At 71.0% G+C, this 24,970-nt stretch carries 23 protein-coding genes and 1 pseudogene; 13 read left to right on the top strand and 11 right to left on the bottom strand.

Annotation, left to right across the window (positions count from 1 at the left end; genetic code table 11):
• Nucleotides 1–66: 66 nt before the first annotated feature.
• Nucleotides 67–711 (top strand): annotated as a pseudogene (locus OOK31_RS18690) (VTT domain-containing protein); the annotation flags it as partial.
• Nucleotides 712–878: 167 nt separating this feature from the next.
• On the opposite strand, the gene OOK31_RS18685 reads toward OOK31_RS18690, so the two are convergent.
• A complete protein-coding gene (locus tag OOK31_RS18685) occupies nt 879–2,528 on the bottom strand; it encodes a threonine/serine exporter ThrE family protein (protein ID WP_267088403.1) in 1,650 nt (549 codons plus the stop codon).
• Between the two features lie 171 nt (nt 2,529–2,699).
• Complete coding sequence (locus OOK31_RS18680; RefSeq protein ID WP_214947725.1) at nt 2,700–3,194, bottom strand: inorganic diphosphatase; 495 nt, start codon at nt 3,192–3,194, stop codon at nt 2,700–2,702.
• A 183-nt stretch (nt 3,195–3,377) separates the two neighbouring features.
• Here OOK31_RS18680 and dacB point away from each other — a divergent pair, with 183 nt between their 5' ends.
• The 7 genes from dacB (at nt 3,378) to OOK31_RS18645 (ending at nt 11,908) form a co-directional block, all read left to right on the top strand.
• Nucleotides 3,378–4,805, top strand: a complete 1,428-nt coding sequence (gene dacB, locus OOK31_RS18675) for a D-alanyl-D-alanine carboxypeptidase/D-alanyl-D-alanine-endopeptidase (RefSeq protein WP_267088402.1) — start codon at nt 3,378–3,380, stop codon at nt 4,803–4,805.
• A gap of 51 nt (nt 4,806–4,856) precedes the next feature.
• A complete protein-coding gene (locus tag OOK31_RS18670) occupies nt 4,857–6,002 on the top strand; it encodes a zinc-dependent metalloprotease (RefSeq protein ID WP_267088401.1) in 1,146 nt (381 codons plus the stop codon).
• Between the two features lie 311 nt (nt 6,003–6,313).
• A complete protein-coding gene (tilS, locus tag OOK31_RS18665) occupies nt 6,314–7,348 on the top strand; it encodes a tRNA lysidine(34) synthetase TilS (protein WP_267088400.1) in 1,035 nt (344 codons plus the stop codon).
• A 66-nt stretch (nt 7,349–7,414) separates the two neighbouring features.
• Nucleotides 7,415–7,975: a hypoxanthine phosphoribosyltransferase gene (gene hpt, locus OOK31_RS18660; protein ID WP_267034220.1), complete on the top strand. Its 561-nt coding sequence runs from the start codon at nt 7,415–7,417 to the stop codon at nt 7,973–7,975.
• A 208-nt stretch (nt 7,976–8,183) separates the two neighbouring features.
• Nucleotides 8,184–10,223 carry an ATP-dependent zinc metalloprotease FtsH gene (gene ftsH / locus OOK31_RS18655; protein ID WP_267088399.1) on the top strand — a complete coding sequence of 680 codons (2,040 nt, stop codon included), beginning with the start codon at nt 8,184–8,186 and terminating at the stop codon, nt 10,221–10,223.
• 94 nt (nt 10,224–10,317) lie between these two features.
• Nucleotides 10,318–10,926, top strand: coding sequence for a GTP cyclohydrolase I FolE (gene folE, locus OOK31_RS18650; RefSeq protein ID WP_267088398.1), 609 nt, complete (start codon nt 10,318–10,320; stop codon nt 10,924–10,926).
• A gap of 196 nt (nt 10,927–11,122) precedes the next feature.
• Nucleotides 11,123–11,908 carry a hypothetical protein gene (locus OOK31_RS18645; RefSeq protein WP_267088397.1) on the top strand — a complete coding sequence of 262 codons (786 nt, stop codon included), beginning with the start codon at nt 11,123–11,125 and terminating at the stop codon, nt 11,906–11,908.
• Nucleotides 11,909–11,976: 68 nt separating this feature from the next.
• Here OOK31_RS18645 and OOK31_RS18640 read toward each other — a convergent pair whose 3' ends face one another.
• From OOK31_RS18640 to OOK31_RS18615, 6 genes are all read right to left on the bottom strand, one after another.
• Nucleotides 11,977–12,462, bottom strand: a complete 486-nt coding sequence (locus OOK31_RS18640; RefSeq protein WP_267088396.1) for a DUF3180 domain-containing protein — start codon at nt 12,460–12,462, stop codon at nt 11,977–11,979.
• A 49-nt stretch (nt 12,463–12,511) separates the two neighbouring features.
• Nucleotides 12,512–13,120: a 2-amino-4-hydroxy-6-hydroxymethyldihydropteridine diphosphokinase gene (gene folK, locus OOK31_RS18635; RefSeq protein ID WP_267088395.1), complete on the bottom strand. Its 609-nt coding sequence runs from the start codon at nt 13,118–13,120 to the stop codon at nt 12,512–12,514.
• Nucleotides 13,117–13,476, bottom strand: coding sequence for a dihydroneopterin aldolase (gene folB, locus OOK31_RS18630; RefSeq protein ID WP_150209025.1), 360 nt, complete (start codon nt 13,474–13,476; stop codon nt 13,117–13,119). The genes folK and folB overlap by 4 nt, the downstream gene beginning before the upstream one ends.
• Before the next feature lie 131 nt (nt 13,477–13,607).
• Nucleotides 13,608–14,051, bottom strand: a complete 444-nt coding sequence (locus OOK31_RS18625) for a nuclear transport factor 2 family protein (protein ID WP_267088394.1) — start codon at nt 14,049–14,051, stop codon at nt 13,608–13,610.
• Nucleotides 14,052–14,079: 28 nt separating this feature from the next.
• Nucleotides 14,080–14,952: a dihydropteroate synthase gene (gene folP / locus OOK31_RS18620; protein ID WP_267088393.1), complete on the bottom strand. Its 873-nt coding sequence runs from the start codon at nt 14,950–14,952 to the stop codon at nt 14,080–14,082.
• Between the two features lie 122 nt (nt 14,953–15,074).
• Nucleotides 15,075–16,928 (bottom strand): phosphatidylglycerol lysyltransferase domain-containing protein, encoded by a 1,854-nt coding sequence (locus OOK31_RS18615; protein ID WP_267088392.1) that lies wholly within the window; start codon nt 16,926–16,928, stop codon nt 15,075–15,077.
• Nucleotides 16,929–17,079: 151 nt separating this feature from the next.
• On the opposite strand from OOK31_RS18615, the gene OOK31_RS18610 reads away from it, so the two are divergent.
• Nucleotides 17,080–18,189 carry an esterase family protein gene (locus OOK31_RS18610; RefSeq protein WP_267088391.1) on the top strand — a complete coding sequence of 370 codons (1,110 nt, stop codon included), beginning with the start codon at nt 17,080–17,082 and terminating at the stop codon, nt 18,187–18,189.
• Nucleotides 18,190–18,327: 138 nt separating this feature from the next.
• Here OOK31_RS18610 and OOK31_RS18605 read toward each other — a convergent pair whose 3' ends face one another.
• The gene (locus OOK31_RS18605; protein ID WP_267088390.1) at nt 18,328–19,293 is read right to left on the bottom strand and encodes an ABC transporter ATP-binding protein; all 966 of its coding nucleotides are present in this window, start codon (nt 19,291–19,293) and stop codon (nt 18,328–18,330) included.
• Between the two features lie 156 nt (nt 19,294–19,449).
• Here OOK31_RS18605 and OOK31_RS18600 point away from each other — a divergent pair, with 156 nt between their 5' ends.
• The 4 genes from OOK31_RS18600 to OOK31_RS18585 all read left to right on the top strand — a co-directional run bounded on the left by OOK31_RS18600 (nt 19,450) and on the right by OOK31_RS18585 (nt 23,037).
• Nucleotides 19,450–20,193 carry an ABC transporter permease gene (locus OOK31_RS18600; RefSeq protein WP_267088389.1) on the top strand — a complete coding sequence of 248 codons (744 nt, stop codon included), beginning with the start codon at nt 19,450–19,452 and terminating at the stop codon, nt 20,191–20,193.
• Nucleotides 20,194–20,197: 4 nt separating this feature from the next.
• Nucleotides 20,198–20,866, top strand: a complete 669-nt coding sequence (locus OOK31_RS18595) for an ABC transporter permease (RefSeq protein ID WP_267088388.1) — start codon at nt 20,198–20,200, stop codon at nt 20,864–20,866.
• Nucleotides 20,867–20,914: 48 nt separating this feature from the next.
• On the top strand, nt 20,915–21,904 hold the full coding sequence (locus tag OOK31_RS18590; RefSeq protein ID WP_267088387.1) for an ABC transporter substrate-binding protein: 990 nt from the start codon (nt 20,915–20,917) through the stop codon (nt 21,902–21,904).
• Nucleotides 21,905–22,002: 98 nt separating this feature from the next.
• Nucleotides 22,003–23,037: a hypothetical protein gene (locus OOK31_RS18585; RefSeq protein WP_267088386.1), complete on the top strand. Its 1,035-nt coding sequence runs from the start codon at nt 22,003–22,005 to the stop codon at nt 23,035–23,037.
• Here OOK31_RS18585 and OOK31_RS18580 read toward each other — a convergent pair.
• Together OOK31_RS18580 and OOK31_RS18575 are read right to left on the bottom strand one after the other, a co-directional pair.
• Complete coding sequence (locus OOK31_RS18580) at nt 23,034–24,119, bottom strand: IS630 family transposase (protein ID WP_267088385.1); 1,086 nt, start codon at nt 24,117–24,119, stop codon at nt 23,034–23,036. The two genes, OOK31_RS18585 and OOK31_RS18580, sit on opposite strands and share 4 nt — an antisense overlap.
• A gap of 126 nt (nt 24,120–24,245) precedes the next feature.
• A complete protein-coding gene (locus OOK31_RS18575; protein ID WP_267088384.1) occupies nt 24,246–24,857 on the bottom strand; it encodes a TetR/AcrR family transcriptional regulator in 612 nt (203 codons plus the stop codon).
• Between the last annotated feature and the right edge of the window lie 113 nt (nt 24,858–24,970).

Genomic DNA, 24,970 nt, shown 5'->3' with positions numbered 1-24,970 from the left:
ATTGAGAACACTTGCCTGTCGCCCCCCACAGCCGACACCCCCCCGATCCAGGAGAGCCCGGAACTCGTGTACACGCTTGCGCTCGGCCCTGAGTGGCTGTCCCCGGAGTATCTGATCGGCGAATTCGGCCTGATCGGCATCCTGGTCATCGTCTTCGCGGAGTCGGGCCTCTTCGCGTTCCTGCCCGGCGACTCCCTGCTCTTCACGGCGGGCCTGTTCGTCGCGAGCGGCAACATCAGCCAGCCGCTGTGGCTGGTCTGCACCCTGATCGTGGCCGCCGCGATCATCGGTGACCAGGTCGGATACCTGATCGGCAAGTACTTCGGGCCGAAGCTCTTCAACCGGCCGAACAGCAAGGTGTTCAAGAAGGAGAACCTGGACGCCGCGCACGACTTCATGGAGAAGCACGGCCCCAAGGCGATCGTGCTCGCCCGGTTCGTGCCGATCATCCGCACCTTCGCGCCGATGGTCGCGGGCGCCGGCGCGATGAAGTACCGCACCTTCCTGACCTTCAACGTCATCGGCGGCATCGCCTGGGGCGCGGGCGTCACCTGCCTCGGCTACCAGCTGGGCCAGTTCGACATCATCAAGGACAACGTCGAGACGATCTTCATCGGCATCGTGCTGATCTCGGTCATCCCGGTGATCTTCGAGGTGCTCAAGGCCCGCAAGACCAAGGCGAAGGCCGCCGCGGAAGCCCCCACGGCCCCGTACGGCGCTCCGGAGGACCCGCAGGCTCCCGGACCGCGCGGGCGGCACGCCAAGCGCTAGACGGCCCGTACGGACCCTCGTACGCCCCGGAGACCCCGCGTCCCCGGGGCGTTCGCGTACCCGGGGGCGGGCGGGGCGGTGGCGGGCGGCGGCGGGTTGCGGCGGGGTCAGAAGCCGCGGGTGCGCTTGGCCGCGCGGCGCTTGGCCGCGCTCTGCGCCCCGGGGATGCGCATGAAGAGCCGGGAGGCCTCGGACCCCAGGTTCACCCCGATCGCGATGGCGAGGGCGATGGCGGCGGCGTTGGTGAGCGAGGCCAGCCCCGCGTCGAGGCGGTTCTCGGCGATCGACAGCAGCCCGAAGTACGTCGCCGAGCCCGGCAGCAGAGGCCCGATGGCCGCCGTCACGTACGGCAGGGCGGAGGCGAACCGGTAGCGGGAGAAGAGCTGTCCGAACAGGCCGACCAGCCCGGCGGCGATGGCCGTGGAGGGCACCGGGGGCAGCTCGGCGGCCCGCAGCGCGCCGAAGGTGACCCAGGCGACGGCGCCGTTGAGCGTCACGATCCACACCGTGGAGCGTTCCTGCTGGAGCAGGATCGCGAAGGTGAACACCAGGACCATCGAGGCGAGGATCTGGATCACCGGCCGGCTGGGGATCTGGAGCACCTCGTCCGGGTTCGGCTGGGCGCCGAACTGGAGGCCCAGGTAGATCACCACGAGCACGCCGATGATGATCCCGATGAACAGGTACATCACCTCCAGCAGGCGGGCGGACGCGGTGACGTAGTAGCCGGTCAGGCCGTCCTGCACGCCCGCCACCAGGGCCCGCCCGGGCAGCAGGGCGAAGAGCCCGCCGGTGATCACGGCGGAGGCGCGGACGTCGATCTCGGCGATCTTCAGGGCCACCCCGATCGCGGCCGGGGGCATCGCCGCGACCACGAACTGGTAGAACTCCGGCAGTCCGCGGCCGGCGCAGTACCAGGCCAGCCGGTCGCCGAGGACGGCGCCGAGGGCGGCGCAGAAGAAGACGGTGACCCCGCCGCCGACCAGCGTGGAGGCGGCCCCCGCCAGCAGCCCGGCGGCCGCCGTCAGCACCCAGGTCGGGTAGGGGTGGCGGTTGCGGCGGATCTCGGCGAGGCGGCGGTAGGCCTCCTCCAGGGTGACCTCGACCTCGTGGGCGCTGATGTCGTCCACCAGCCGGAAGACGGCCGCCAGCCGGGTGTAGTCGGTGCCGCGGCGGCGCACGGTGCGGTTCGCCGAGACCGGGTGGTCCACCAGCGAGGGCTGGTGGGTGATGGACAGCATCGTGAAGGTGACCGTGGGCTCGCAGCGGTCCAGCCCGTACGAGCGGGCCACCGCGAACATCGCGGCCTCCACGTCCTCGGCGCCCTCGCCGCCCGCGAGCAGCAGCTCGCCGATGCGCAGGGTGAGGTCGAGGACGCGGCCCACGGCGGGGCCCGCCTCCTCGCTCGGCCGCTGCACCGGCTCGGCGACCGGGCGGACGTCCACCGGCATGCGCAGCATCGTGCGCATCCGGTCCTGCCAGGGGGACTCCTTCATCAGCGAGACGGGGAAGGAGCCGCCGGGGGTGTAGGCGGGCGGGGAGTGGTGGGCGCTGTAGGTGGCGGGGGCGGCGAAGGCGGAGGCCGGGCCCTCGGAGGGCTCGGCGTTCTGCGCGACCATGCCGTCGGGGACGGCGAACTCCGAGGTCGGCTGGTCGTCCTCCAGGGCCTCCGGCTCCATCCCGGGCACGGGAGCGAAGGCGCTGTGCGCCTCGTCGGACTTGGGCTTCCTGTCCTCTGCCCCGTCGGCCTCGGCCACGCGCCCTCCAGTCCGTGATCACCTGCGGTACCAGTATGCGGAATCGTTTCCTCCCCGGCGAAGGCGGAGGGCGTCCGCGTACGACTGTGGGCGGTACCCCCGAGGGGGTACCGCCCACAGTCATGTCAGCCGGCCGGCGCAAACGCCGCCCACCTGTTCACCGAGCGGAGCTCAGTGGTGGCCGCCCTGGGCCTCGAGGCGCTTGTACGAGGCCTCGATCTCGGCCTCGGCCTCGGTGCGGCCCACCCAGTTGGCGCCCTCGACGGACTTGCCCGGCTCCAGGTCCTTGTAGACCTCGAAGAAGTGCTGGATCTCCAGGCGGTCGAACTCCGACACGTGGTGGATGTCGCGCAGGTGCTCCACGCGCGGGTCCGAGGCCGGCACGCACAGCAGCTTGGCGTCGCCGCCCGCCTCGTCCGTCATGTTGAACATGCCGATCGCGCGGCACTTGATCAGGCAGCCCGGGAAGGTCGGCTCGTCCAGGATGACCAGCGCGTCCAGCGGGTCGCCGTCCTCGCCGAGGGTGTTCTCGACGAAGCCGTAGTCGGCCGGGTAGCTGGTCGAGGTGAAGAGACGACGGTCCAGGCGGATCCGGCCGGTCTCGTGGTCCACCTCGTACTTGTTCCGCGAACCCTTGGGGATCTCGATGGTGACGTCGAACTCCACGTCCTGCTCCTCCATGATCAGCTCCGGCCTCGCGCCGGGGCTTGACTGCTTCGAGACGGCAATTGATTCAACTGCGTGCGCGTCCGGCCCAGCCCTGCCGGGTGGGGTGCCATGCTCGCGGCAAGACGCAGTGGTTAAGTGTCCCTCACGCATATGTGTGATCGCGAAAGGGGCTGGTCCGAGGTGCCATTGGTCAAGACGTGGCAGCTCATCGCGGGGTCGGCCGTGGCCGGCCTCGCCCTCTCGGCTGCGGCGGTGGCCGCCGCGGGACCTTGGGACTCCGGCCAGCGTAAGGCCGAGCGGGACAAGGCCGCCTCCTGGGGCCGTCCGGGTGGCGGAGATCACGCCGCCGGCGGCCTCCCACAGGCCGCGCCCAGCGCCCCCGGGGTCCTCGCCGCCCTCGCCCCCCGCTCCGCGCAGGGGCAGAAACCGCCCGCCGCCGGACCGGGACTGGCCGGGGTGCTCGGCCCGCTGCTCGCCGACCCCGCCCTCGGGGCCGTGCGCAGCGCCTCCGTCGTCGACACCGCGACCGGCCAGGTGCTCTACGAGTCCGGGCCGGGCGAAGCCATGACCCCCGCCTCCACCGTCAAGATCGCCACCGCCGCCGCGGCCCTCGCCGCCCTCGGCCCCGAACACCGCATCCGCACCACCGTGGCCCCCGGGGCCGGCCCCGGCGAGATCGTGCTCGTCGGCGGCGGCGACCCCTCCCTCACCGCCAAGAAGAAGAGCCCCGCCGGATCCGGCGGCAGCCTCGTCGCCCTCGCCGCCGACACCGCCCAGGCCCTCAAGGGCGCCGGCACCGACACCGTCACCCTCGCCTACGACGACTCCCTCTACACCGGAGCCGTCCGTCACCCCATCGGCCGCAACGACAACATCGCCCCCGTCACCGCCCTCACCGCCGACGAGGGCCGCCCCGACGACTCCGTCTCCGGCCCCGTCCAGCGCACCGACGACCCCTCCAAGGACACCGCCCGCGCCTTCGCCGGCCTGCTGCGCGACCGCGGCATCAAGGTCACCGGCGAACCCGCCCGCGGCAAGGCCCCCGCCGGGGCCCAGCCCCTGGCCACCACCCTCTCCACCCCCCTCGCCGGGCTCGTCGAGCGGATGCTCACCAACAGCGACAACGACATCGCCGAGGCCCTCGCCCGCCAGACCGCCCTGGCCGCCGGGCAGCCCGCCGGATTCGAGGGCGCCGAGAAGGCCGTCTCCGAGAAGCTGGCCTCCCTCGGCGTCGACGTCACCGGCTCCCGCTTCGCCGACGGCAGCGGACTCAACCGAGCCGACAAGGTCAGCACCCGCCTGCTCACCGGGCTCCTCACCAAGGCCGCCGACCCCGCGCGGCCCGAGCTGCGGCCCGTCCTCACCGGCCTGCCCGTCGCCGGATTCACCGGCACCCTGCGCGCCCGCAACGCCGGCACCTCCCCGGCCGCCGGCCTGCTGCGGGCCAAGACCGGCACCCTCAGCGGCGTGAACTCCCTCTCCGGGACCGTCGTCGACCCCGCCGGCCGGCTGCTCGCCTTCGCCTTCCTCACCGCCGGCGCACCGGACGGCCCGGCCGCCGAGAAGGGCCTCGACAAGCTGGCCGCCGCCGTGGCCACCACCTCGTAGGACCCGTACGGGGGGATCCCGCCGCGGCGCGGGTCCACGTACGGTTGACGCATGACGAGCATCGGTGGTGCCGAGATGGTCGACTGGAACCTCGCGGTGGCGACCGCGACCCGGCTGGTGCGGTCGGGTCCGGAAGTCAGCCGCGACGAGGCCCGGGCCGTGGTGGCGGAGCTCCGCCGGCACGCGAGGACCTCCGAGGAGCACGTGCGCGCGTTCACCCGGATGATGCCCGAAGGCGTCACCCTCCCCGAGACCCCCGTCCTCGTCGTCGACCGCGCCGGCTGGGTCAAGGCCAACGTCGCGGGCTTCCGCGAACTGCTGGGCCCGTTGCTCGGCAAGATGCAGGACCGCCGCGCCGGCGCCCCCGGCGGAGCCGTGCTCGGCGCCGTCGGCGGCAAGGTCACCGGCGTCGAGCTGGGCATGCTGCTGAGCTTCCTGGCCTCCCGCGTCCTCGGCCAGTACGAGACCTTCGCCCCCGCCGCCCTCGACCTGCCCGGCAACGCCGCCACCGGCGGCCGGCTGCTGCTCGTCGCACCCAACATCGTGCACGTGGAACGCGAGCTGGAGGTCAGCCCGCACGACTTCCGGCTGTGGGTCTGCCTCCACGAGGAGACGCACCGTACCCAGTTCACGGCCGTCCCGTGGCTGCGCGCCCACCTGGAGGGCGAAATCCAGACGTTCCTGGGCGCCACCGACATGGAGCCCGGAGCCGTCCTGGAGCGCCTGCGAGAGGCCCTCCAGTCCTTCGCCGGAGCCCGCCCCGAGGGCGAGCGCGGCGACGAGGGCCGCTCCCTGGTCGAACTCGTCCAGACCCCAGAACAGCGGGAGGTGCTCGGCCGGCTCACCGCCGTCATGTCCCTGCTGGAGGGCCACGCCGACTTCGTCATGGACGGGGTCGGCCCCGAGGTGGTGCCCTCCGTCGCCGAGATCCGCGAGAAGTTCCAGCAGCGCAGGGCCAGCGGCGCCGGCCGGCTCGACGCCGCGCTGCGCAAGGTGCTGGGCCTCGACGCGAAGCTGCGCCAGTACCGGGACGGCGAGCGGTTCGTGCGCGCCGTCGTCGGCCAGGTCGGCATGGACGGCTTCAACCGCGTCTGGACCTCGCCGAACACACTGCCGACCAAGACGGAGATCGCCAGGCCCGCGGACTGGGTGGCACGGGTGCACGGCAGGGGGAGCGCGGGGAGCGAAGAAAGGTGACGCAGGGGGCGTAAACATGTCTCACTGGGGGAAGCAGCATCACCCGTCCGAGGGACCGTGGGCCGTGGAAGGGCGTGCGATGCTCGGGGAACGGCTCGGTTCTGTCACCATCGACGCACTCTGAGTGACAACCCGGATCTTCCGGGATCCTCCGCGGGGATCCCACGGACACCGGGCAGCGGACACCGGGGCGCCGTCGAACAGCACCGAACAGCACCCCGGACACCACCGAGCCGAGCAGCACCCCCCGAGCAGCACCCCAGCAGCACCCCCAGCCTCCGAGCATCCGAACTCCACGAAGGGCACCGGACATGGGTCCCCATCCTGCGGTCGCGGCGATACGCCTGGCGGTCCGCCGCGTACTCCACGACGTCCTCACCGACCTCACCGACCTCCCCGCCGACCGTCGCACCTCCGCCGGCACCCCGCCACTCGTCCTCGTCGCCTGCTCCGGCGGCGCCGACTCCATGGCCCTCGCCTCCGCCCTCGCCTTCGAGGCCCCCAAGCTCGGCGTCCGGGCCGGCGGCATCACCGTCGACCACGGCCTCCAGGCCGGCTCCGACCTGCGCGCCGCGGAGGTCGTCTCCCGCATGACCGCGCTCCGCCTCGACCCGGTGGAGTCCGTCGCCGTGCGCGTCGGCCGCGACGGCGGACCCGAGGCCGCCGCACGCGACGCCCGCTACTCGGCCCTCGACGAGGCCGCCGACCGGCTCGGCGCCGCCGCCGTCCTGCTCGGCCACACCCGGGACGACCAGGCGGAAACCGTCCTGCTCGGCCTCGCCCGCGGCTCCGGCATCCGCTCCCTCTCCGGCATGGCCGAGGTCTCGGGCGGTCCCGGCCGCACCAAGCGCTACCGCCGCCCCTTCCTCCAGATCGACCGGCAGACCGCCCGCAAGGCCTGCATGGTCCAGTCCCTCCCCGTCTGGGACGACCCGCACAACATCGACCCCGCCTACACCCGCTCCCGGCTGCGCCACGAAGGACTGCCCGCCCTGGAGAAGGCGCTCGGCAAGGGAGTCGTCGAGGCCCTCGCCCGCACCGCCCAGCTCTCCCGGGACGACGCCGACGCCCTGGACGCCTGGGCCGCCGACGCGGAGGCCGGCGTACGGGACGCCGACGGGCGCCTGGAGTGCGCCAAGCTGTACGCCCTGCCCCCGGCCGTCCGCCGCCGCGTGCTGCGCAGGGCCGTCGTCGCGGCCGGTTCCCCCGCCGGCTCGCTCTTCGCCCGGCACATCGAAGAAGTCGACCGCCTCATCACCGGATGGCGCGGTCAGGGCGCCATCAACCTGCCCGGCCGCGTCGAGGCCCAGCGGCAGGGTGGCAGACTTGTCATCCGGCAGGGCTGATTGGTGCTGAAACACGGCTGAGTCCTCCGGGGTCACCCCCCGGAGCCCCGGCCGACAACGAAAGTGATGCGGGTGGACGAGAAGGACATGGGCAGCGACCTCCAGTCGGTGCTCATCACCAAGGAAGAGATCGACGCGAAGCTGGCCGAGCTGGCCGCGAAGATCGACGCGGAGTACGCGGGCAAGGACCTGCTCATCGTCGGTGTGCTCAAGGGCGCCGTGATGGTGATGGCGGACCTGGCGCGCGCCTTGTCCACCCCGCTCACCATGGACTGGATGGCGGTGTCCTCCTACGGCGCCGGAACCCAGTCCTCGGGCGTGGTCCGGATCCTCAAGGACCTCGACACCGACATCAAGGACAAGCACGTCCTGATCGTCGAGGACATCATCGACTCGGGCCTGACCCTGTCGTGGCTGCTGTCGAACCTGGGCTCCCGCCAGCCGGCCTCCCTCAAGGTCGTCACGCTGCTGCGCAAGCCCGAGGCCGCAAAGGTCGCGATCGACGTCGAGTGGGTCGGCTTCGACATCCCGAACGAGTTCGTCGTCGGCTACGGCCTCGACTACGCGGAGAAGTACCGCAACCTGCCGTTCGTCGGCACGCTCGCCCCGCACGTCTACGGCGGCTGAGGACCCACCCGGGTCGTCCGCCCCGTAGATCTCGCCCCTGGGGGAACCTGGGGGCGATTCCCGCCGTTGGAGCATGCGAAGGCGGGTCTGTCAGCCGTCCCACGAGGCCGCGGGTGACAATACAGGGGTACATTCCGAAGAACAGTCTTTACTCAGAGCAGCATTTACCTACGGGCAGGAGGGACGGGGTGCCTGGCGCCCCGTATGGATGGACGTGAAGCGATACTTCCGTGGGCCGGTCATGTGGATCGTGCTGGCCGTCCTCGCCGTGGTCGTGTTGATGAACGTCGTCGGCTCCGGCGGCGGCTACAAGTCGGTGGAGACCAGCGAGGTCATCAAGGCGATCAACAGTGGCCAGGTGGACAGCGCCAAGCTGACCACCGGTGACAGCCAGATGATCAAGATCGAGCTCAAGAAGGACCAGAAGCTCGGCAACAACGACGGCACCAAGTTCCAGGCCAACTACATCGGGGATCAGGGCGTTCAGCTCGCCCAGAACCTCCAGACCAAGTACGAAGCCGGTCAGATCCCGGACGGATACTCCGTCACTCCGGACAAGACCAGCCCGTTCCTGAGCGTGCTGCTCTCGCTCCTGCCCTTCGTCCTGATCGTCGTCGTCTTCCTGTTCCTGATGAACCAGATGCAGGGCGGCGGCTCCCGGGTCATGAACTTCGGGAAGTCCAAGGCGAAGCTCATCACCAAGGACACCCCGAAGACGACGTTCGCCGACGTCGCGGGTTCGGACGAGGCCGTCGAGGAACTCCACGAGATCAAGGAGTTCCTCCAGGAGCCGGCGAAGTTCCAGGCCGTCGGCGCCAAGATCCCCAAGGGCGTGCTGCTCTACGGCCCGCCCGGCACCGGAAAGACCCTGCTCGCGCGTGCCGTCGCGGGCGAGGCCGGTGTCCCCTTCTACTCGATCTCCGGTTCCGACTTCGTCGAGATGTTCGTCGGCGTCGGTGCCTCGCGTGTCCGTGACCTGTTCGAGCAGGCCAAGGCCAACGCCCCGGCGATCGTCTTCGTCGACGAGATCGACGCCGTCGGCCGGCACCGCGGCGCGGGCCTCGGCGGCGGACACGACGAGCGCGAGCAGACCCTCAACCAGCTGCTGGTCGAGATGGACGGCTTCGACGTGAAGGGCGGAGTCATCCTGATCGCCGCCACGAACCGGCCCGACATCCTCGACCCGGCACTGCTGCGCCCGGGCCGTTTCGACCGGCAGATCGCGGTCGACCGGCCGGACATGCAGGGCCGTCTGGAGATCCTCAAGGTCCACCAGAAGGGCAAGCCGGTCGCTCCGGACGTCGACCTGGGCGCGGTTGCCCGGCGCACGCCCGGCTTCACCGGTGCCGATCTCTCCAACGTCCTGAACGAGGCGGCCTTGCTGACCGCCCGCTCGGACAAGAAGCTGATCGACAACCACGCACTGGACGAGGCGATCGACCGCGTCGTGGCGGGCCCGCAGAAGCGGACCCGGATCATGTCGGACAAGGAAAAGAAGATCACCGCGTACCACGAGGGCGGACACGCCCTGGTCGCGGCGGCCTCCCCGAACTCCGACCCGGTCCACAAGATCACGATCCTGTCCCGCGGCCGGGCCCTGGGTTACACCATGGTCCTGCCCGACGAGGACAAGTACTCGACCACGCGCAACGAGATGCTCGACCAGCTGGCGTACATGCTGGGCGGGCGCGCGGCCGAGGAGCTGGTCTTCCACGACCCGACGACAGGCGCTGCGAACGACATCGAGAAGGCCACGGCGACGGCCCGCGCGATGGTCACCCAGTACGGCATGACCGAGCGCCTGGGTGCGATCAAGTTCGGCGGCGACAACACCGAGCCGTTCCTCGGGCGCGAGATGTCGCACCCGCGGGACTACTCGGAAGAGGTCGCGGCGCTGGTCGACGAAGAGGTCAAGAAGCTCATCGAGACCGCGCACAACGAGGCCTGGGAGATCCTGGTCGAGAACCGGGACGTCCTGGACAACCTGGTCCTCGCGCTGCTGGAGAAGGAGACGCTGAACAAGGAGCAGATCGCCGAGATCTTCTCCACGATCGTCAAGCGTCCGGCCCGTCCCGCGTGGACCGGCTCCTCCCGCCGCACCCCTTCCACCCGTCCGCCGGTGCTCTCTCCCAAGGAGCTCCAGCTGACGAACGCCGCCAACGGCGCCTCGGCGGCCTCGGCCGCCGCGCCCGCCGTGTCGGTGGAGAAAGCCCCGGAGCCCTCCCCGGAGGAGCGCCCGGAGGCCTGATCAGCCCCGGAATGGATGCCGCGCCCCCCAGGTTCTAGCCTGGGGGGCGCGGCACTTTTTATGCAGCGCGTGTGCGGACAGGAACGAGGAAGAAATGACCGACCCAGTGACCCTGACCGGTGGCGAGGGCACGATCGGCGAGTTCGACGAGAAGCGCGCCGAGGCGGCCGTCCGAGAACTGCTGATCGCGGTCGGCGAGGACCCGGACCGCGAAGGCCTCCTGGAGACCCCGGGCCGGGTGGCGCGGGCGTACAGGGAGATCCTGGCCGGCCTGTGGCAGAAGCCGGAGGACGTCCTGACGACGGTGTTCGACCTGGGACACGATGAGCTGGTCCTCGTGAAGGACATCGAAATCGTCAGCCTGTGCGAACACCATCTCCTGCCGTTCCACGGCGTCGCTCACGTCGGGTACATCCCTGCGGAGAGCGGCAAGATCACCGGCCTGTCGAAGCTGGCCCGCCTCGTGGACGTCTACGCACGCCGACCGCAGGTGCAGGAACGTCTCACTACGCAGATAGCCGACTCCCTGATGGAGATCCTGGATGCGCGAGGCGCCATCGTGGTGATCGAGGCCGAACACATGTGCATGTCGGTCCGAGGTATACGCAAGCCGGGCGCCAAGACCACCACGTCCGCGGTGCGCGGCCAGCTCCGCGCCACGGCCACTCGCGCCGAGGCGATGAGCCTGATCATGGCGCGCTAGCCGGACTGTCAGTGCCGTTCGCTACGGTCCCCCTCCGTTACTTCACAGAGGGGGACCGATGCTTTGGGGTCTACCGAGCAGGCAGACGGTCAACGCAGTAGGCGGGCGGCTCCGGGCGTGCGATGTCCGGCCAGGGCATCGCTTATGGACACTGCGGGGCGGACGAACCGAACAGACCGAGGTCACAGAAGTACGAGTGGCCAAGACGCGCGCCCTCGTCGACGTGACCACGGACCACGCGACCTTCGCCGTGGCACCGGATCAGCTTCTGTGGACGCCTGACGGATGGACCCACGCCCGTGACGCCGTCGGCACCGTGGTGGCGTGGTCCCACGCGCGCAAGCTGTGCCGAGAACGGCTTTCGGTCCAGCCGGGATACCAGCTCGGCTACCTGGTCGGGGCGACGTGTTCGGACGGGACAGTGGGCAAGAACCATGTGTCCCTGGTGGTCAACGACGAGTCCTTCGCCGCGAAGTACGCCGGGGCCTTGACCGGTGCCACCGGCCTTCACGCGCGGCTGGAAGCCGTGACAAGGCCGTCCGGGTACCTGGGGCGGGACGTACCCGGTTTCCGGGTCCGAGTCGTCTCCTCGTACCTCGCCGACCTCATGCGGCAATACGTCGGCGGCGATGCCCACCACATGCGCCAGCGGTTTCCCCGGGTCGTACTCCGGGACGAGGAGACCTTCGGCGGATTCCTGGACGGGTACGAGGACGGCGACGGGTACAGGATCAGGCGATGGCCGGCGAGGCTGCTCACCAGCTCGAACGTCCCGTTTCTGGCGGAGCTCGCCGAGATCATCGGTGCCCGGTTCACACCCCGCACGAACGGCTTGGCATCGCGGCTCGTGGTCGCCGACAGCTGGCCGAGGCGCGGCACGTTCCAGGCGGAGGAGCACCCCGTCGAACTCGACGAGTCGGCATGGGTCGAGGTACGCGCCGTCGCGGCACGGGCGCCCGGTGCCAAACCGTCCACGTTGTAAGGCTTCGGGCTCACCCCGCACCCAGGCTTCCTGGTGAACGGGCATCTGGTCCGCGCACCGTGGGAGGCCTAGGCCGGGGACGGGGCCTTGGTGGGGTCTTCGTCCTCCGGGAGTTTCAGGACGTGTTCCAGGAAGAGGGCGGCGGCGACGACCGCGGCGCCCGCGAGGACCGAGGCGCCCGCGTACCAGGCCTGGTCCCGGCGGGCGGGGACGTCGAGGGCGTCGGTCAGCAGGAAGATGCCGACGCCGCCGTACATGCCCGCGACCAGGGCCGCGACCAGGGCGCTGGCCTGGCCGAAGACCACCGCGCGGGCCGCCATCAGCGGCTCCACGCCCTTCGCCCCGGGCCGCCGCTCGCGCTGGGCCTTGAGGCGCGCGCGCATCGACAGGGCGGTCGCGAGGAGGACCACCGCGATGACCGCCAGCACGATGGGCGCGGCCAGCGGTACGCCCGGCAGCGTGCCGTACGCGTTCCACAGCCGGGCGCCCGCCCAGGACAGCACCCCGGCGACGGCGAAGATGCCCGCCAGAACCGCCGGCCTCAGTTGCTTCACTTGCCTGTTCCCCACTCTCGGTGACGCGCAGTGAACAGGTTACTAACGACTACTCCGGCAGGCGGAGTTCCAGGTCGGGGCGCGGCGTGATGCCGGTACGGCCGATCCCGGCCAGGAGGGCGGCGACCGGGCCGTGGCCGGGGAGCTGGGCCTCCGGGTCGATGTCGTGCCACGGGGCCAGGACGAAGGCCCGCAGGTGGGCCCTCGGGTGGGGGAGGGTCAGGACGGGGTCGTCGGAGACCACGTCGGCGTAGGACACGATGTCCACGTCGATGGTGCGCGGGCCCCAGCGTTCCTCGCGGACGCGGTCGAAGGCCTCCTCGATGGCCTGACCGCGCTCCAGGAGCGAGGACGGCGGCAGGGTGGTCTTCACCGCGACGACCGCGTTGAAGTACGCGGGCTGCGAGCCGGGCTCGACGCCCCACGGCTCGGTCTCGTAGACGGGGGAGACGGCCTTGACCCGCAGGCCCGGGGTGTCGCCGAGGGCGTCGATGGCGCCCTGGAGGGTGTCCAGGCGGTTGCCGAGGTTCGCGCCGAGCGCGATCACGGCCCATTTGGGGTTGGAGAGGGTGACGTCGGCCGCGTCCACCGTCTCGACGACGGAGGCGGGCACCGGCTGGACGGTGGGGTCGCTCTGGGCGTTCAGTCCGTTGTTCATGCGCGGCTCCGGGTGATCGTGATGGTCACGTCGTCGAAGGGGACGGTGATCGGCGCGTCCGGCTTGTGGACGACGACCTCCACCTGGGCGACCGCCTCGTGCTTGAGGCACTGCTGGGCGATCCGCTCGGCGAGGGTCTCGATCAGGTCGACGGGCTCGCCCTGGACGACGTCGACGACCTCCTCGGCGACGACCCCGTAGTGCACGGTCTTGGCCAGGTCGTCGTCGGCCGCCGCGGGGCGGGTGTCGATGTGCAGTACGAGGTCGACGATGAAGGTCTGGCCCTCTTCGCGCTCCCGGGGGAAGACGCCGTGGTGCCCGCGAGCCTTGAGGCCGCGCAGCGCGACACGATCCACGCGAATCACTCCTGCTTTCGTAGGTACTTCCGGTCCCGGGGCTCCCCGGGGCCATGGGCCTACGCCGAGTGCGGTCGGCGTCGTCCACCTTCGAATTTACCTGCGCCAAACCTTCGGCCCCGCCCTTGGGGTCAGTCGGTGTCCGGTTCCTCCTCGTCTTCGGAGTCCGTCAGGACCGGAGAACCGTGGTGGGACCAGAGCCGCCAGCCCTCCGGTGTGCGTCGGAACACATTCGTGGCGACGACCAGCTGGCCCACCAGCGGGCCGAGCTCGCCGCCGTCCTCGGCGGGCCCTCCGCTGAGGATGTTCTCGGTGCACGTGACCAGGGCGGTGTCGCCTATGAGGGCCACCTTGGTGTCGGTGAGGAAGAACTGGATGTACTCGGTGTGGGACATGATCAGCGCGTACGAGCGCAGCACCTCGCCCCGCCCGGAGAGCACCGGCCAGCCCGGGTGCACGCAGGAGATCTCGTCCTCGAGCCAGAGCGCCGACAGTGCGTCGAAGTCCCCCTGCTCCATGGCCTCGTAGAAGGCCGCGTTGACCTCTTCGACGGCTTCGATGTCGGTACGGCTCACCGTGCCCCTTCCCTGTTCGAACGGTGGGTCACAGTGCCCCTTCCACGGCGCGGGCCACCCGAACCGCGTCGGCGGTCGCGCGTACTTCGTGCACCCGTACGGCCCAGGCGCCCTGGTGGGCGGCGATGGCCGAGACGGCGGCGGTGGCGGCGTCCCGTTCGCGGGCCGGCGGCGGTGCGGTGTCGGCGGTGCCGGCGAGGACCCGGCCGAGGAAACGCTTCCGCGAGGCGGCGACCAGCAGCGGGAAGCCGAGGGCGCGCAGGTCGCGCAGGTGCGCGACGAGGGCCAGGTCGTGTTCTGCGTTCTTCGCGAAGCCCAGGCCCGGGTCGACGACGATCCGCTCGGGGGCGATGCCGCCGGAGACGACGGCGTCGATGCGGGCGCGCAGTTCGCGGGTGACCTCGCCGAGGACGTCCTCGTAGACGGCGAGGCTGTTCATGCCGTCGCTGAACCCGCGCCAGTGCATGACGACGAAGGGCACCTCGGCGGCGGCGACGGCCGGGATCATGCCGGGGTCGGCGAGGCCGCCGCTGACGTCGTTGACCAGGGCCGCGCCGGCGGCGACCGCCTGCGCGGCGACGGAGGCGCGCATGGTGTCGACGGAGACGACGACGCCTTCGGAGGCCAGGCCGCGCACGACGGGCACGACGCGGCGCAGCTCCTCCTCCTCGTCGACACGGGAGGCGCCGGGGCGGGTGGACTCGCCGCCGACGTCGACGAGGTCGGCGCCCTGGACGACGAGGTCGAGGCCGCGTTTGACGGCGGCGGTGGTGTCGAACCAGCGGCCGCCGTCGGAGAAGGAGTCCGGGGTGACGTTGACGACGCCCATGACCCCGCAGCGGTCCCAGTCGGGCAGACCCGTCACCTGGCCTCTGGAGGGGGCCGCGCCGTTGTTGTTCATGGGTCCAAGGGTAGAGGTCCGGGCCCGGCCGGGCGGTTCGCGGCCGCAGGGGGGCCTACGACGCCGCCCCCGGCCCGGGATCCGGGGCGGGGGCGGCGCCTGCGGCGGAGCTGCGGGCGGGGTCAGGCGACCTGGCACTCGCGTTCGGTCTGGGCGGGCACCGTGGCGGTGACCTCGTTGTGGGCGCAGGTACGGACCGGCTTGGGGCGGCGGCGGCTGGCGAACAGCCGGGGCAGCGCGAGGGTGACGAAGCCCTCGGCCTGCATGGCGGCGAAGCCGATGCGGGGCAGGTCGCGGGTCTGCCGGAACACCACGAAGCGGGGCTCCCAGCGGGGGCGGAACTTCGCGTTGAACTTGTACAGGGACTCGATCTGGAACCAGCGGGAGAGGAAGACGAGCAGTCCGCGCCACATGCGCAGGACCGGGCCGGCGCCGATCTTCTCGCCGCGGGCGAGCGCCGAGCGGAACATCGCGAAGTTCAGGGAGACCTTCTCGATCCTCAGCGCGGGCGCGGCCTCCAGGGAGGCGACGATGAGCAGCTCGTTCATGCCGGGGTCGGCGGCGCGGTCGCGGCGCATCAGCTCCAGCGACATGCCGTCCTTGCCCCACGGAACGAAGTGCAGGACGGCCTTCAGGTCGCCGAAGGGGCTGGTGTCGCCCTCCTCCACGCGGTGCGCGGTGGCGATGAAGCAGTCGCCGTCGCCCGGGTCGCCGACGCGGCCCAGCGCCATGGAGAAGCCGCGCTCGGTGTCGGTGCCGCGCCAGGCGTCGGCGGCGCCGCGCACCTGCTCCAGTTCGGCTTCGGTGAGTTCGCTGACCCGGCGGACCTTGGTGGTGTAGCCGTTGCGCTCGATGCGCTTCACCATCTGCCGGACGTTGCGCATCGGCCGGCCCGCGAGGGAGAAGTCTTTGACGTCGACGATCGCCTCGTCGCCGAGTTCCAGGGCGTCCAGGCCCGTCTCGCGGGTCCAGACCTCGCCGCCGGTCTCGCTGCAGCCCATGACGGCGGGGGTCCAGGAGTGGGCCTTGGCCTCTTCCATGAACCGCTCGATGGCGCCGGGCCAGGCCTCGACGTCACCGACGGGGTCGCCGGAGGCGAGCATCACGCCGGAGACGACGCGGTAGGTGACGGCGGCCTTGCCGCTGGGGGAGAAGACCACGGCCTTGTCGCGGCGGAGCGCGAAGTGGCCGAGGGAGTCGCGGCCGCCGTGCTTGGCGAGCAGCTCGCGCAGCTTCGCCTCGTCGTCGGCGGTGAGCTGGGCCGCCGGGTGCTCGGGGCGGAAGGCCAGGTAGATGGTGGTGACGGCGGTCAGCATGCCGAGGGCGCCGAGGGAGTAGCCGACGGTCCAGGACACCCGGCCGACGTAGTCGACGGGGCCCTCGAAGCCGAAGAGCCCGTAGACGACGTGCGTGATCTGCTCGTACAGGCTCGGGCGGCCGACGACCTTGCCCGGGTGGACGTTGACGATGATCAGGCCGAGGCCGATGGAGCCGGCGCTCATCAGGACGAAGTTCGCGAGCGCCTTCCAGCGGCTGCGCGGGTCCGGAAGGGCCTTGAACTCGCTCTGGTGGCGCACCAGCAGCCCGAGGAGCACCGCGGCGATGACCACGCCGATGACCGAGTGCCGGTACGCGAACTGCGCGACGGCCCCCGCCGGCAGCAGGATCACCGCGGACCGCCAGGCCCGGCGCTTGCGGCGCTTGAGGCCGTGCGCGAGCAGCAGGAGCAGCACGCCGGCGCTGATGGACATGGCGGCGGCGAAGGGCCCCAGGGAACCGGGCAGCACCTCGGTCACCGCGTGGATCCTGCTGTGACGGAAGCGCGGGAAGACACCCGCCGCGACATCCAGAAGGCCGACGATCATGACGGCCGTACCTACCAGGCCGGGTACGGACTCCGGTCGTGGGCCGCGGACGATTCGGCTGACCCGCTTCGGAACCTGTCCGGACTTATCGCCATCTATCCTGCTAGACATCGCTTCCCGTTGCTCCGCGAGAGATCATGTGGCCGAAGGCCGCGACAGCCTCCGGGGTGTGGTGCGTCCATTAGGACGACATCAAGGAGGAGCGGGTTCACTCTTCCGTCGAAAAATCCTGTCCTGCCATCAGAAAGTCGACTGACTACTCATGGGTCTCACCAGTAATACGGTCCTGGTCCTGGCCATCGTCGCCGGTGTCCTGCTGTTCGGAGCGACGGTGTGGTTCTGGCCGAAGCTCTCGGGCGGCGGCTGGCGCGCGGTCGTCGGGCGGATCGGGCTCCTGCTCGCGACCCAGCTGGCGCTGTTCTCCGCGGTCGGTCTGGCGGCCAACAAGTCGTTCCTCTTCTACGGCTCCTGGGCCGACCTCTTCGGTCAGGAGACGTCCATCGGCAAGGTCGTCGACCACTCGATGAGCAGCAAGGACATCAAGGTCATCGACAAGCAGAAGCTTGACGTGCCCGGTGGTGCCAGGCCCCAGGTCGGTGGTCAGATCCTGAAGGTTGCCATAACCGGCCCGAAGTCGAAGATAACGAGCCCCGGCTACGTGTGGCTCCCGCCGGAGTACTTCCAGCCCCAGCACAAGGACCAGAACTTCCCCGCGTCCATCGTGCTGACGGGCTACCCGGGTACGGCCGAGAACCTGATCAAAGGGCTCGACTACCCCATGAAGGCCTTCAGCCTGGCCAAGCAGGGCAAGATGAAGCCGATGATCCTGGTCATGCTGCGCCCGACGATCGCGCCGCCGCGCGACACCGAGTGCGTGGACATACCCGGTGGCCCGCAGACCGAGACCTTCTTCGCCCAGGACCTGCCGCAGGCCATCCAGACGACCTTCCGGGTCGGCAAGAAGCCGCAGAACATGGGCTTCATCGGGAACTCCACGGGCGGCTACTGCGCCCTGAAGATCGCCGCGCACTACCCGCAGGTGTTCGGCGCGGCCGCCGGCCTGTCCGCGTACTACGACGCGGCGAACGACGCGACCACCGGTGACCTGTTCCACGGTGACGACAAGCTGAAGAAGCGCGCGGACATCCTGCAGAGCATGCAGGGCAAGAAGCCGGCCGGGACCTCCTTCCTCGTGACCAGCAGCGAGAAGGGCGAGCCGAACCTCGGCGACACCAAGAAGTTCATCAAGCTGGTCAAGGGCCCGGACCGGGTCTCCTCGATCATCCTCGACAGCGGTGGCCACAACTTCAACACCTGGCGCCGTGAGATCCCGCCGATGCTGGTGTGGATGAGCGGCCGCATCCAGGCCTGAGGCCGGTGCGGGTGCCGCGGAAGCGCGGGGGGAAAGACGAGGAAGGGCCCGACTCCGGTCGGGCCCTTTCGCCGTTCCCGGGGCCCGGTTTCCGGGCCCCGATCCGGGTCCAGGGCCGACTCCGCGGCCCGCCGGGGGCTACGCCTCCTGGAGCTCGGCCCGGCGCAGGGCCCGGTGGACGCCCTCCGGGGTGAGGACGCCGACCAGCGCGCCGGTGTCCGGGTCCGTGACCCCGATCCGCCCCGAGTCCTCCTGGAGCAGCGCCGACAGGGCCTCGCGCAGCGTCGCCCCCAGGGCCACCGAGGCCGCCGGGGCCGCGGCGCCGTCCACCGCCGTCAGGTCGGCCGCGCCGACGGGGGTGACCGCGAGCCGCTTCAGGCCCCGGTCGGCGCCGACGAAGGAGGCCACGTACGCGGTGGCGGGGGCGCCGAGGACCGCGGCCGGGCTGGCGAACTGCTCGATGGTGCCCGCTCCGTACACGGCGATGCGGTCGCCGAGCCGGACGGCCTCCTCCAGGTCGTGCGTGACCAGCAGGATGGTCTTGCGGACGGTGCGCTGGAGGGCGAGGAACTCGTTCTGGAGCCGCTCGCGCACCACCGGGTCCACCGCGCCGAACGGCTCGTCCATCAGCAGCACCGGCGGGTCCGCGGCGAGCGCGCGGGCCACGCCGACGCGCTGGCGCTGACCCCCCGACAGCTGCTCCGGGTACCGGCCGCCGTAGACGGCCGGGTCCAGGCCGACGAGTTCGAGGAGCTCGGCCGCCCGGGCGCGGGCCTTGGCCTTGGGCGTGCCGATCAGCTGCGGCACGGTCGCCGTGTTCTCCAGCACCGTCTTGTGCGGGAACAGCCCGACCTGCTGGATGACATAGCCGATCCGGCGGCGCAGTTCGACCGGGTCGGCGGCCGAGATGTCCTCGCCGCCGAGCAGGATCCGGCCGGAGGTGGGCTCGATCAGCCGGTTGACCATCTTCATGGTGGTCGTCTTGCCGCAGCCGGACGGGCCCACCAGCGTGACCAGCTCGCCCTCCGCCACCTCGAAGGACAGGTCCTCGACGGCCGTCGTCCCGTCGGGGTAGCGCTTGGTCACATGCTCGAATCGGATCACCGGTCCATCCTCTCCCAGCCGGGTGGTCGAACGGGCGAAGGATTTGTCAGAGGAGTGTTGCGCTTTCGCGAACGATTCCGGCCATTGTCGGAAGCGCGGGTTATGGTCGTTCCTACGAACGGTGGGTGACGTGAGTGACGGGGGGGGGTGAGGGGCATGGCGGGGCAGAACTGCCTCGTGGCGAACGACTGGATCTGCTGGGACTACGTCAGTTCCCGCTCCCAGGAGCTCACCGACGCCACCGTCGAACACCTCTGGATCACCGCCGTCTCGGTGCTCATCGGCGTGGCCGTCGCCGTCCCGCTCGCGCTGCTGGCCCGCCGCGGCCGCCGCTGGGCGGCCCCCGTGCTCGGCCTGACCACCCTGCTCTACACGGTCCCCTCGCTCGCCATGTTCTCGCTGCTGCTGCCCTTCTTCGGGCTGTCGGCGGCGCTGGTGGTGACCGGTCTGGTGCTGTACTCGCTGACCATCCTGGTCCGCAACGTACTGGCCGGCCTGGAGGCCGTCCCCGAGGACGTACGGGAGGCCGCGCGCGGGATGGGCTACGGCCCCACCCGGCTGCTGTGGCAGGTCGAACTGCCGCTGGCGCTGCCCGCGCTGCTCGCCGGGGTGCGGATCGCGACCGTCTCGACCGTGGCGCTGACCACCGTCGGCTCCATCGTCGGCAAGGGCGGCCTCGGCAACCTGATCGCCCCCGCCGTGAACAGCTCCTTCAAGGCCCAGGTGCTCACCGCCTCCGTGCTGTGCGTGCTGCTCGCGCTGGCCGCCGACCTGCTGCTGCTCGGTGTGCAGCGGCTGCTGACGCCGTGGACGCGCGCCGGAGCCGGTGGCGGGGGCCGGCAGGCCAAGGTCAGGGCCAAGGCCAAGGCCAAGGCGCCGGCCAAGGTCAAGGAGGCCTGAGGGCGTGGGTGTGATGGGACAGGCCTGGGACTGGCTGGCCGACGGAGCCAACTGGTCGGGGGAGAGCGGTGTCTGGCACCGCCTCGGCGAGCACGTCTACGTCAGCGGCGTCGCCCTGGCCATCGCCTGCGCGGTGGCCCTGCCCGTCGGACTGTGGCTCGGCCACCTCGGCAAGGGCGGCGCCCTCGCCGTCAACATCTCCAACGCCGGACGGGCCGTCCCGGTCTTCGCGGTGCTGGCCCTGTTCATGGTCTCCCCGCTGCGCAGCGCCGGCTACCTGCCGACGATCGCCGCGCTCGTGCTGTTCGCCCTGCCGCCGCTGCTGACCAACGCCTACGTGGGCATGCGCGAGGTCGACCGCTCGGTGGTCGAGGCCGCCCGCGGCATGGGCATGTCCGGCCGGCAGCTGTTCCTGCGCGTGGAACTCCCGCTCGCCCGCGGCCTGGTGATGACCGGGCTGCGCTCGGGCGCCGTGCAGGTGATCGCCACCGCCACGATCGCGGCGATGGTCGGCCAGGGCGGCCTGGGCCGGATCATCACGGCCGGCTTCAACACGTACAACACCCCGCAGGTCGTCGCGGGGGCCGTGCTGGTGGCGCTGCTGGCGCTGCTGGTGGAGGGCGTGCTGGTGGCGGCGGACCGGCTGCTGCTGCGCCGCCCGGCGGCGCGCTGACCCCTGTCTTCACCTGCCTCTTTCCCCGCCTCGAAACGGAGTACTTCCATGAGCAAGACCGCGCGCGTCCTCGGCGCGTCCGTGGGCGCCCTGGCCCTGACCGTGTCGCTGGCCGCGTGCGGCGGTGACAGCCTGGAGAAGGCCAAGGACGGCGGCTCCTCCGCCCCCGCGGCCTCCGCCGCCGGGGGAGGCAAGGGCAAGCTGGTGATCGGCGCGGCCGGCTTCACCGAGTCCAACGTCCTGGCCGAGCTGTACGCGCAGCTGCTGGCGCACGCGGGCTACGGCACCTCCATCACCACGGTCAGCAACCGCGAGCTGTACGAACCGTCCCTGGAGAAGGGCGAGATCGACGTGGTCCCGGAGTACGCGGCCACCCTCGCCGAGTTCCTCAACGCCAAGGTCAACGGCAAGGACGCGCCCAAGGACAAGCCGGTCGCCTCCAGCGACGTGGCGGCCACGGTGGCGGCCCTGGAGAAGCTCGCCGTCCCGCTCGGCATCAAGGCCCTGCCGGCGGGCGAGGCCGTCGACCAGAACGCCTTCGCCGTGAGCAGGGAATTCGCCCAGAAGAACAATCTCAAGACCCTTTCCGATCTCGGGAAGTCCGGCCTGAAGGTGAAGGTCGCCGCCGGTGACGAATGCTCCGTCCGTCCCTTCTGCGCCCCCGGGTTGGAGAAGACGTACGGAATCCAGGTTTCCGGGATCGACCCGAAGGGCGTCGGCACCCCGCAGGCCAAGCAGGCCGTCAAGGACGGCGTCGACCAGCTGGTGCTGACCACCACCACCGACGCCACCCTCGACAGCTTCGGCCTCGTCCTGCTGGAGGACGACAAGAAGCTCCAGAACGCCGACAACCTCCTGCCGGTCGTCAACGCCAAGGACGCGGGCTCCGCGGACGTCGCGCTCGTCCTCGGCGACCTCACCAAGGTGCTCACGACCGCCGACCTCGTCGAGCTCAACCGGAAGGTGGACGCGGAGCGCGCGAAGCCCGCGGACGTCGCGAAGGCCTATCTGGACTCCAAGGGCCTGCTGACGAAGTAGCAGTTACCGGATTGATGGCGAATGGTGGGGTAACTGCCGGGGAAGAGATTGCCGGGCGGGTACCCCACCGGCCCCCCACGCCCTGTAAATTTCAGGCCATGCCCCGTGGACGTCACCGCAATCCCGAACCCCTGCACCGACTTCTCACCCCGACGGTCGTCGCCGGGGTCGGCGTGGCCAGTGCCGGTGCGGCCTGGCTGCTCGCGGAACCCCTCGCCCTGCGCCTGCTCGTGGCCCTCTCGGCCGCCGCGGGCGTGGGCGGCGCCGTCCTCATGCGGGCCTGGGACCGGGCCGCCGGCCGCCGGGTCGCGGAGCTCGCGCGCGAGCGCGTCAAGGACGAGTGGAAGACGGAAGAGCGGATAGCCGAGCTCGAATCCGATCTGGAGGAGGCGCGCGTCCTGCGCGCCAAGCTCGACGCGAAGCTGCGTGCCAAGCGCGTCGAGATCGCGGGCCTGCGCGGCGAACACGCCGCGCTGCTGCGCCGGTACGCGACCGCCGAGACCGAGCGCGCTAGCGCCCTGGAGAAGCGGCGCCTGCTGGCCATCGAGGCCGCGGCGGCGCCGGCGCCGGCCGGGCCGAAGGAGCTTCCGGCGGTCTCCGAGGAGCGCACCGGCAGCGGCGCGCCCACGGCGGTCGGCTACGCCCGGGCCAACGCGGCGATGGCCGCCCTCGTGCGCAAGGCGCAGGCCCAGGCCGAGGCTGCGGCCGTCCCGAAGACGGCTGCCCCGGCTGCCGCTTCGCAGGCCGCTCCCGCCGCCGACGCGCACGCCCGCCCGGCCGCCGCCCCGGCGTCGGCGCAGGTCCCCGCGCGCCGGATGGCCGCCGCGGTGGCCCCGTACGCGGCCCAGCGCCGGTCCGCCTCGCGGGTCGAGGGCGGCTTCGACTTCTTCGGTACGAAGACGGCCGCGCAGGCCCGCGCCGTGATCGAGTCCGTGCAGAACGAGGACCTCGCCGACGTGGTCGGTGCGGAGGCCCTCGCCGTGCACAAGGCGGAGTCCGCCGGGACGGAGACGGACCCGGAGTTCAAGCCGGTCACCCCGGAGCAGCGGGCGCTCGGCCAGGTCATCGACCTGACGGCCCACGACGAGACCGAGCCCATCGACGTGGCCCGGCTGCGGACCGCCATCTCCTAGTGATCTGGTTTGGAGATCCTGTCGCAGTAGCGGCAGATGCGGTCGAGGATCTGGTCGGCGGTCTTGGTCCACTTGAAGGGCCGGGCCTCATCGTTCCAGACCTTGATCCAATTCTCGAGGGCGGCCTTGAGGTCGTCGAGGGAGCAGAACACTCCGCGTTCGAGGCAGCGTCGTTCCAGCTCGGCGAACCACCGCTCGACCTGATTGATCCATGACGAGTACGTGGGGGTGAAGTGGAGCTGGAAGCGGGGATGTGCCAGGAGCCACTTGTGCACCACGGGTGCTTTGTGAGCGGAGAGGTTGTCGCAGATCACGTGGACCGCCAGGCCCTTGCCGGTCTGGCGGTCGATCTCGTCGAGGAAGTCCCGGAAGTCCACGGCCCGGTGCTGCGCGGACAGTTTTGTGATCACCTTGCCCGTCGCGGTGTTCAACGCGGCGAACAGGTCGACGGTGCCGTGGCGGACGTAGTCGAAACTCCGCCGCTCGGGCACCCCGGGCAGCATCGGCAGCACCGGCGCGGTCCGCTCCAGGGCCTGGATCTGCGGTTTCTCATCCACCGCGAACACGACGGCGTTCGCCGGCGGGGCCAGGTAGAGGCCCACCACGTCACGGACCTTGTCGATCAGGAACGGGTCCGGTGAGATCTTGAACGTCTCGGTCCGCCATGGCTGCAGACCGAACGCATGCCAGATCCTCAGCACACTCGCAGGCGAGATCCCCACGACCTTGGCCAGCTCCCGCTTCGACCAGTGCGTCCCACCCGCAGGGGTCTCCTCAAGAGTGCGGACCACCACCTCTTCCACCTGGGCGTCGGTGATGCTCCTCGGCACCCCGGGCCGCGGTTCGTCCGCCAGGCCCTCCAGCCGGTCCCGCAGGAACCGGGTCCGCCATCTGGCCACCGTCTTGCGCTCTGTGTCCAGCCGCGCAGCGACCATCGTGTTGTTCCACCCACGCGCGCACGCCAACACGATCCGCGCGCGCTGGGCCAGGCCCTGCGCCGTTGAACGCCGCTTGGCCCAGCTCTCCAGCGTCAGTCGTTCAGCCTCCGACAGCACCACTGGCGGGAGCCTGTTATCGCCCATCCCACCAGGACACCGGACCGATCCGGGCCCCGTCAGGCAGAACCCAAGATCTGAAACAGAACACGCCTCATGGGGCGAGCCCAGACCTCAAAACCAGATCACTAGTCGGACTGCTCCTCCGGGCGTTCAGGGCAGGTACGAGGCCACCAGGCGGGCCAGGTGGCGGCCGGCCAGCAGGAGCGGGGTGCGGCTGGCGGTGACCTGGGAGGTCATCTCGGCGCCCTCCAGGGTGGCGACGATCGTCACCGCCAGGTCGCGGGCCTCCGGTTCCGCGATGCCCGAGGCCAGCAGCCTCTGCGCGACGAGCTCCTGCCAGTGCCCGAAGGACTGGGCGCAGGCCTCCTGGAGCTCCGGGAGGCGGCCCACGGATTCCAGCGCGGTGGCCGTCACGGGGCAGCCGTCGCGCCAGTCCGACGCCGCGAGGGCGTCGGCGAGCAGCTCGGCCACGGCCTCGACCGCCCGCGCCGGGTCCTCGTGGCCGGCGAGCCCGTCGCGGAGCAGCTGGGCGAACTCGCCGTCGCCGAAGCGGATCGCGGCGACCGCGAGCTCCTGCTTGCCGCCCGGGAAGAAGTGGTAGAGCGAGCCGAGGGTGGCCTCCGCCTCGCGGACCAGCTGTTTGACCGGGGTGCTCTCGTAGCCGCCGTGCTGCATGAGGTGGGAGGCGGTGCGGACCAGACGGTCGCGCGTCCCCGGTTCCGTCGCCGGAGCCGCCGTCTTCGTCTTCGTCGTCGCTGCCATGGCGGGAGTCTACCCGCTCTTCTGGATAGAGCGTTCGTTCTAGAGCGTGCTACGGTCGTCCCGATCACTGGATAGAGCGTTCGTTCTAGAGCGCTTCCGTGCACAGCTCCTGA

The organism is Streptomyces sp. NBC_00249 (assembly GCF_026342355.1).
Classification (GTDB): domain Bacteria; phylum Actinomycetota; class Actinomycetes; order Streptomycetales; family Streptomycetaceae; genus Streptomyces.
Note: the sequence above shows the minus strand (reverse complement) of the source record. Positions and strands in the feature narration are given on the sequence as shown.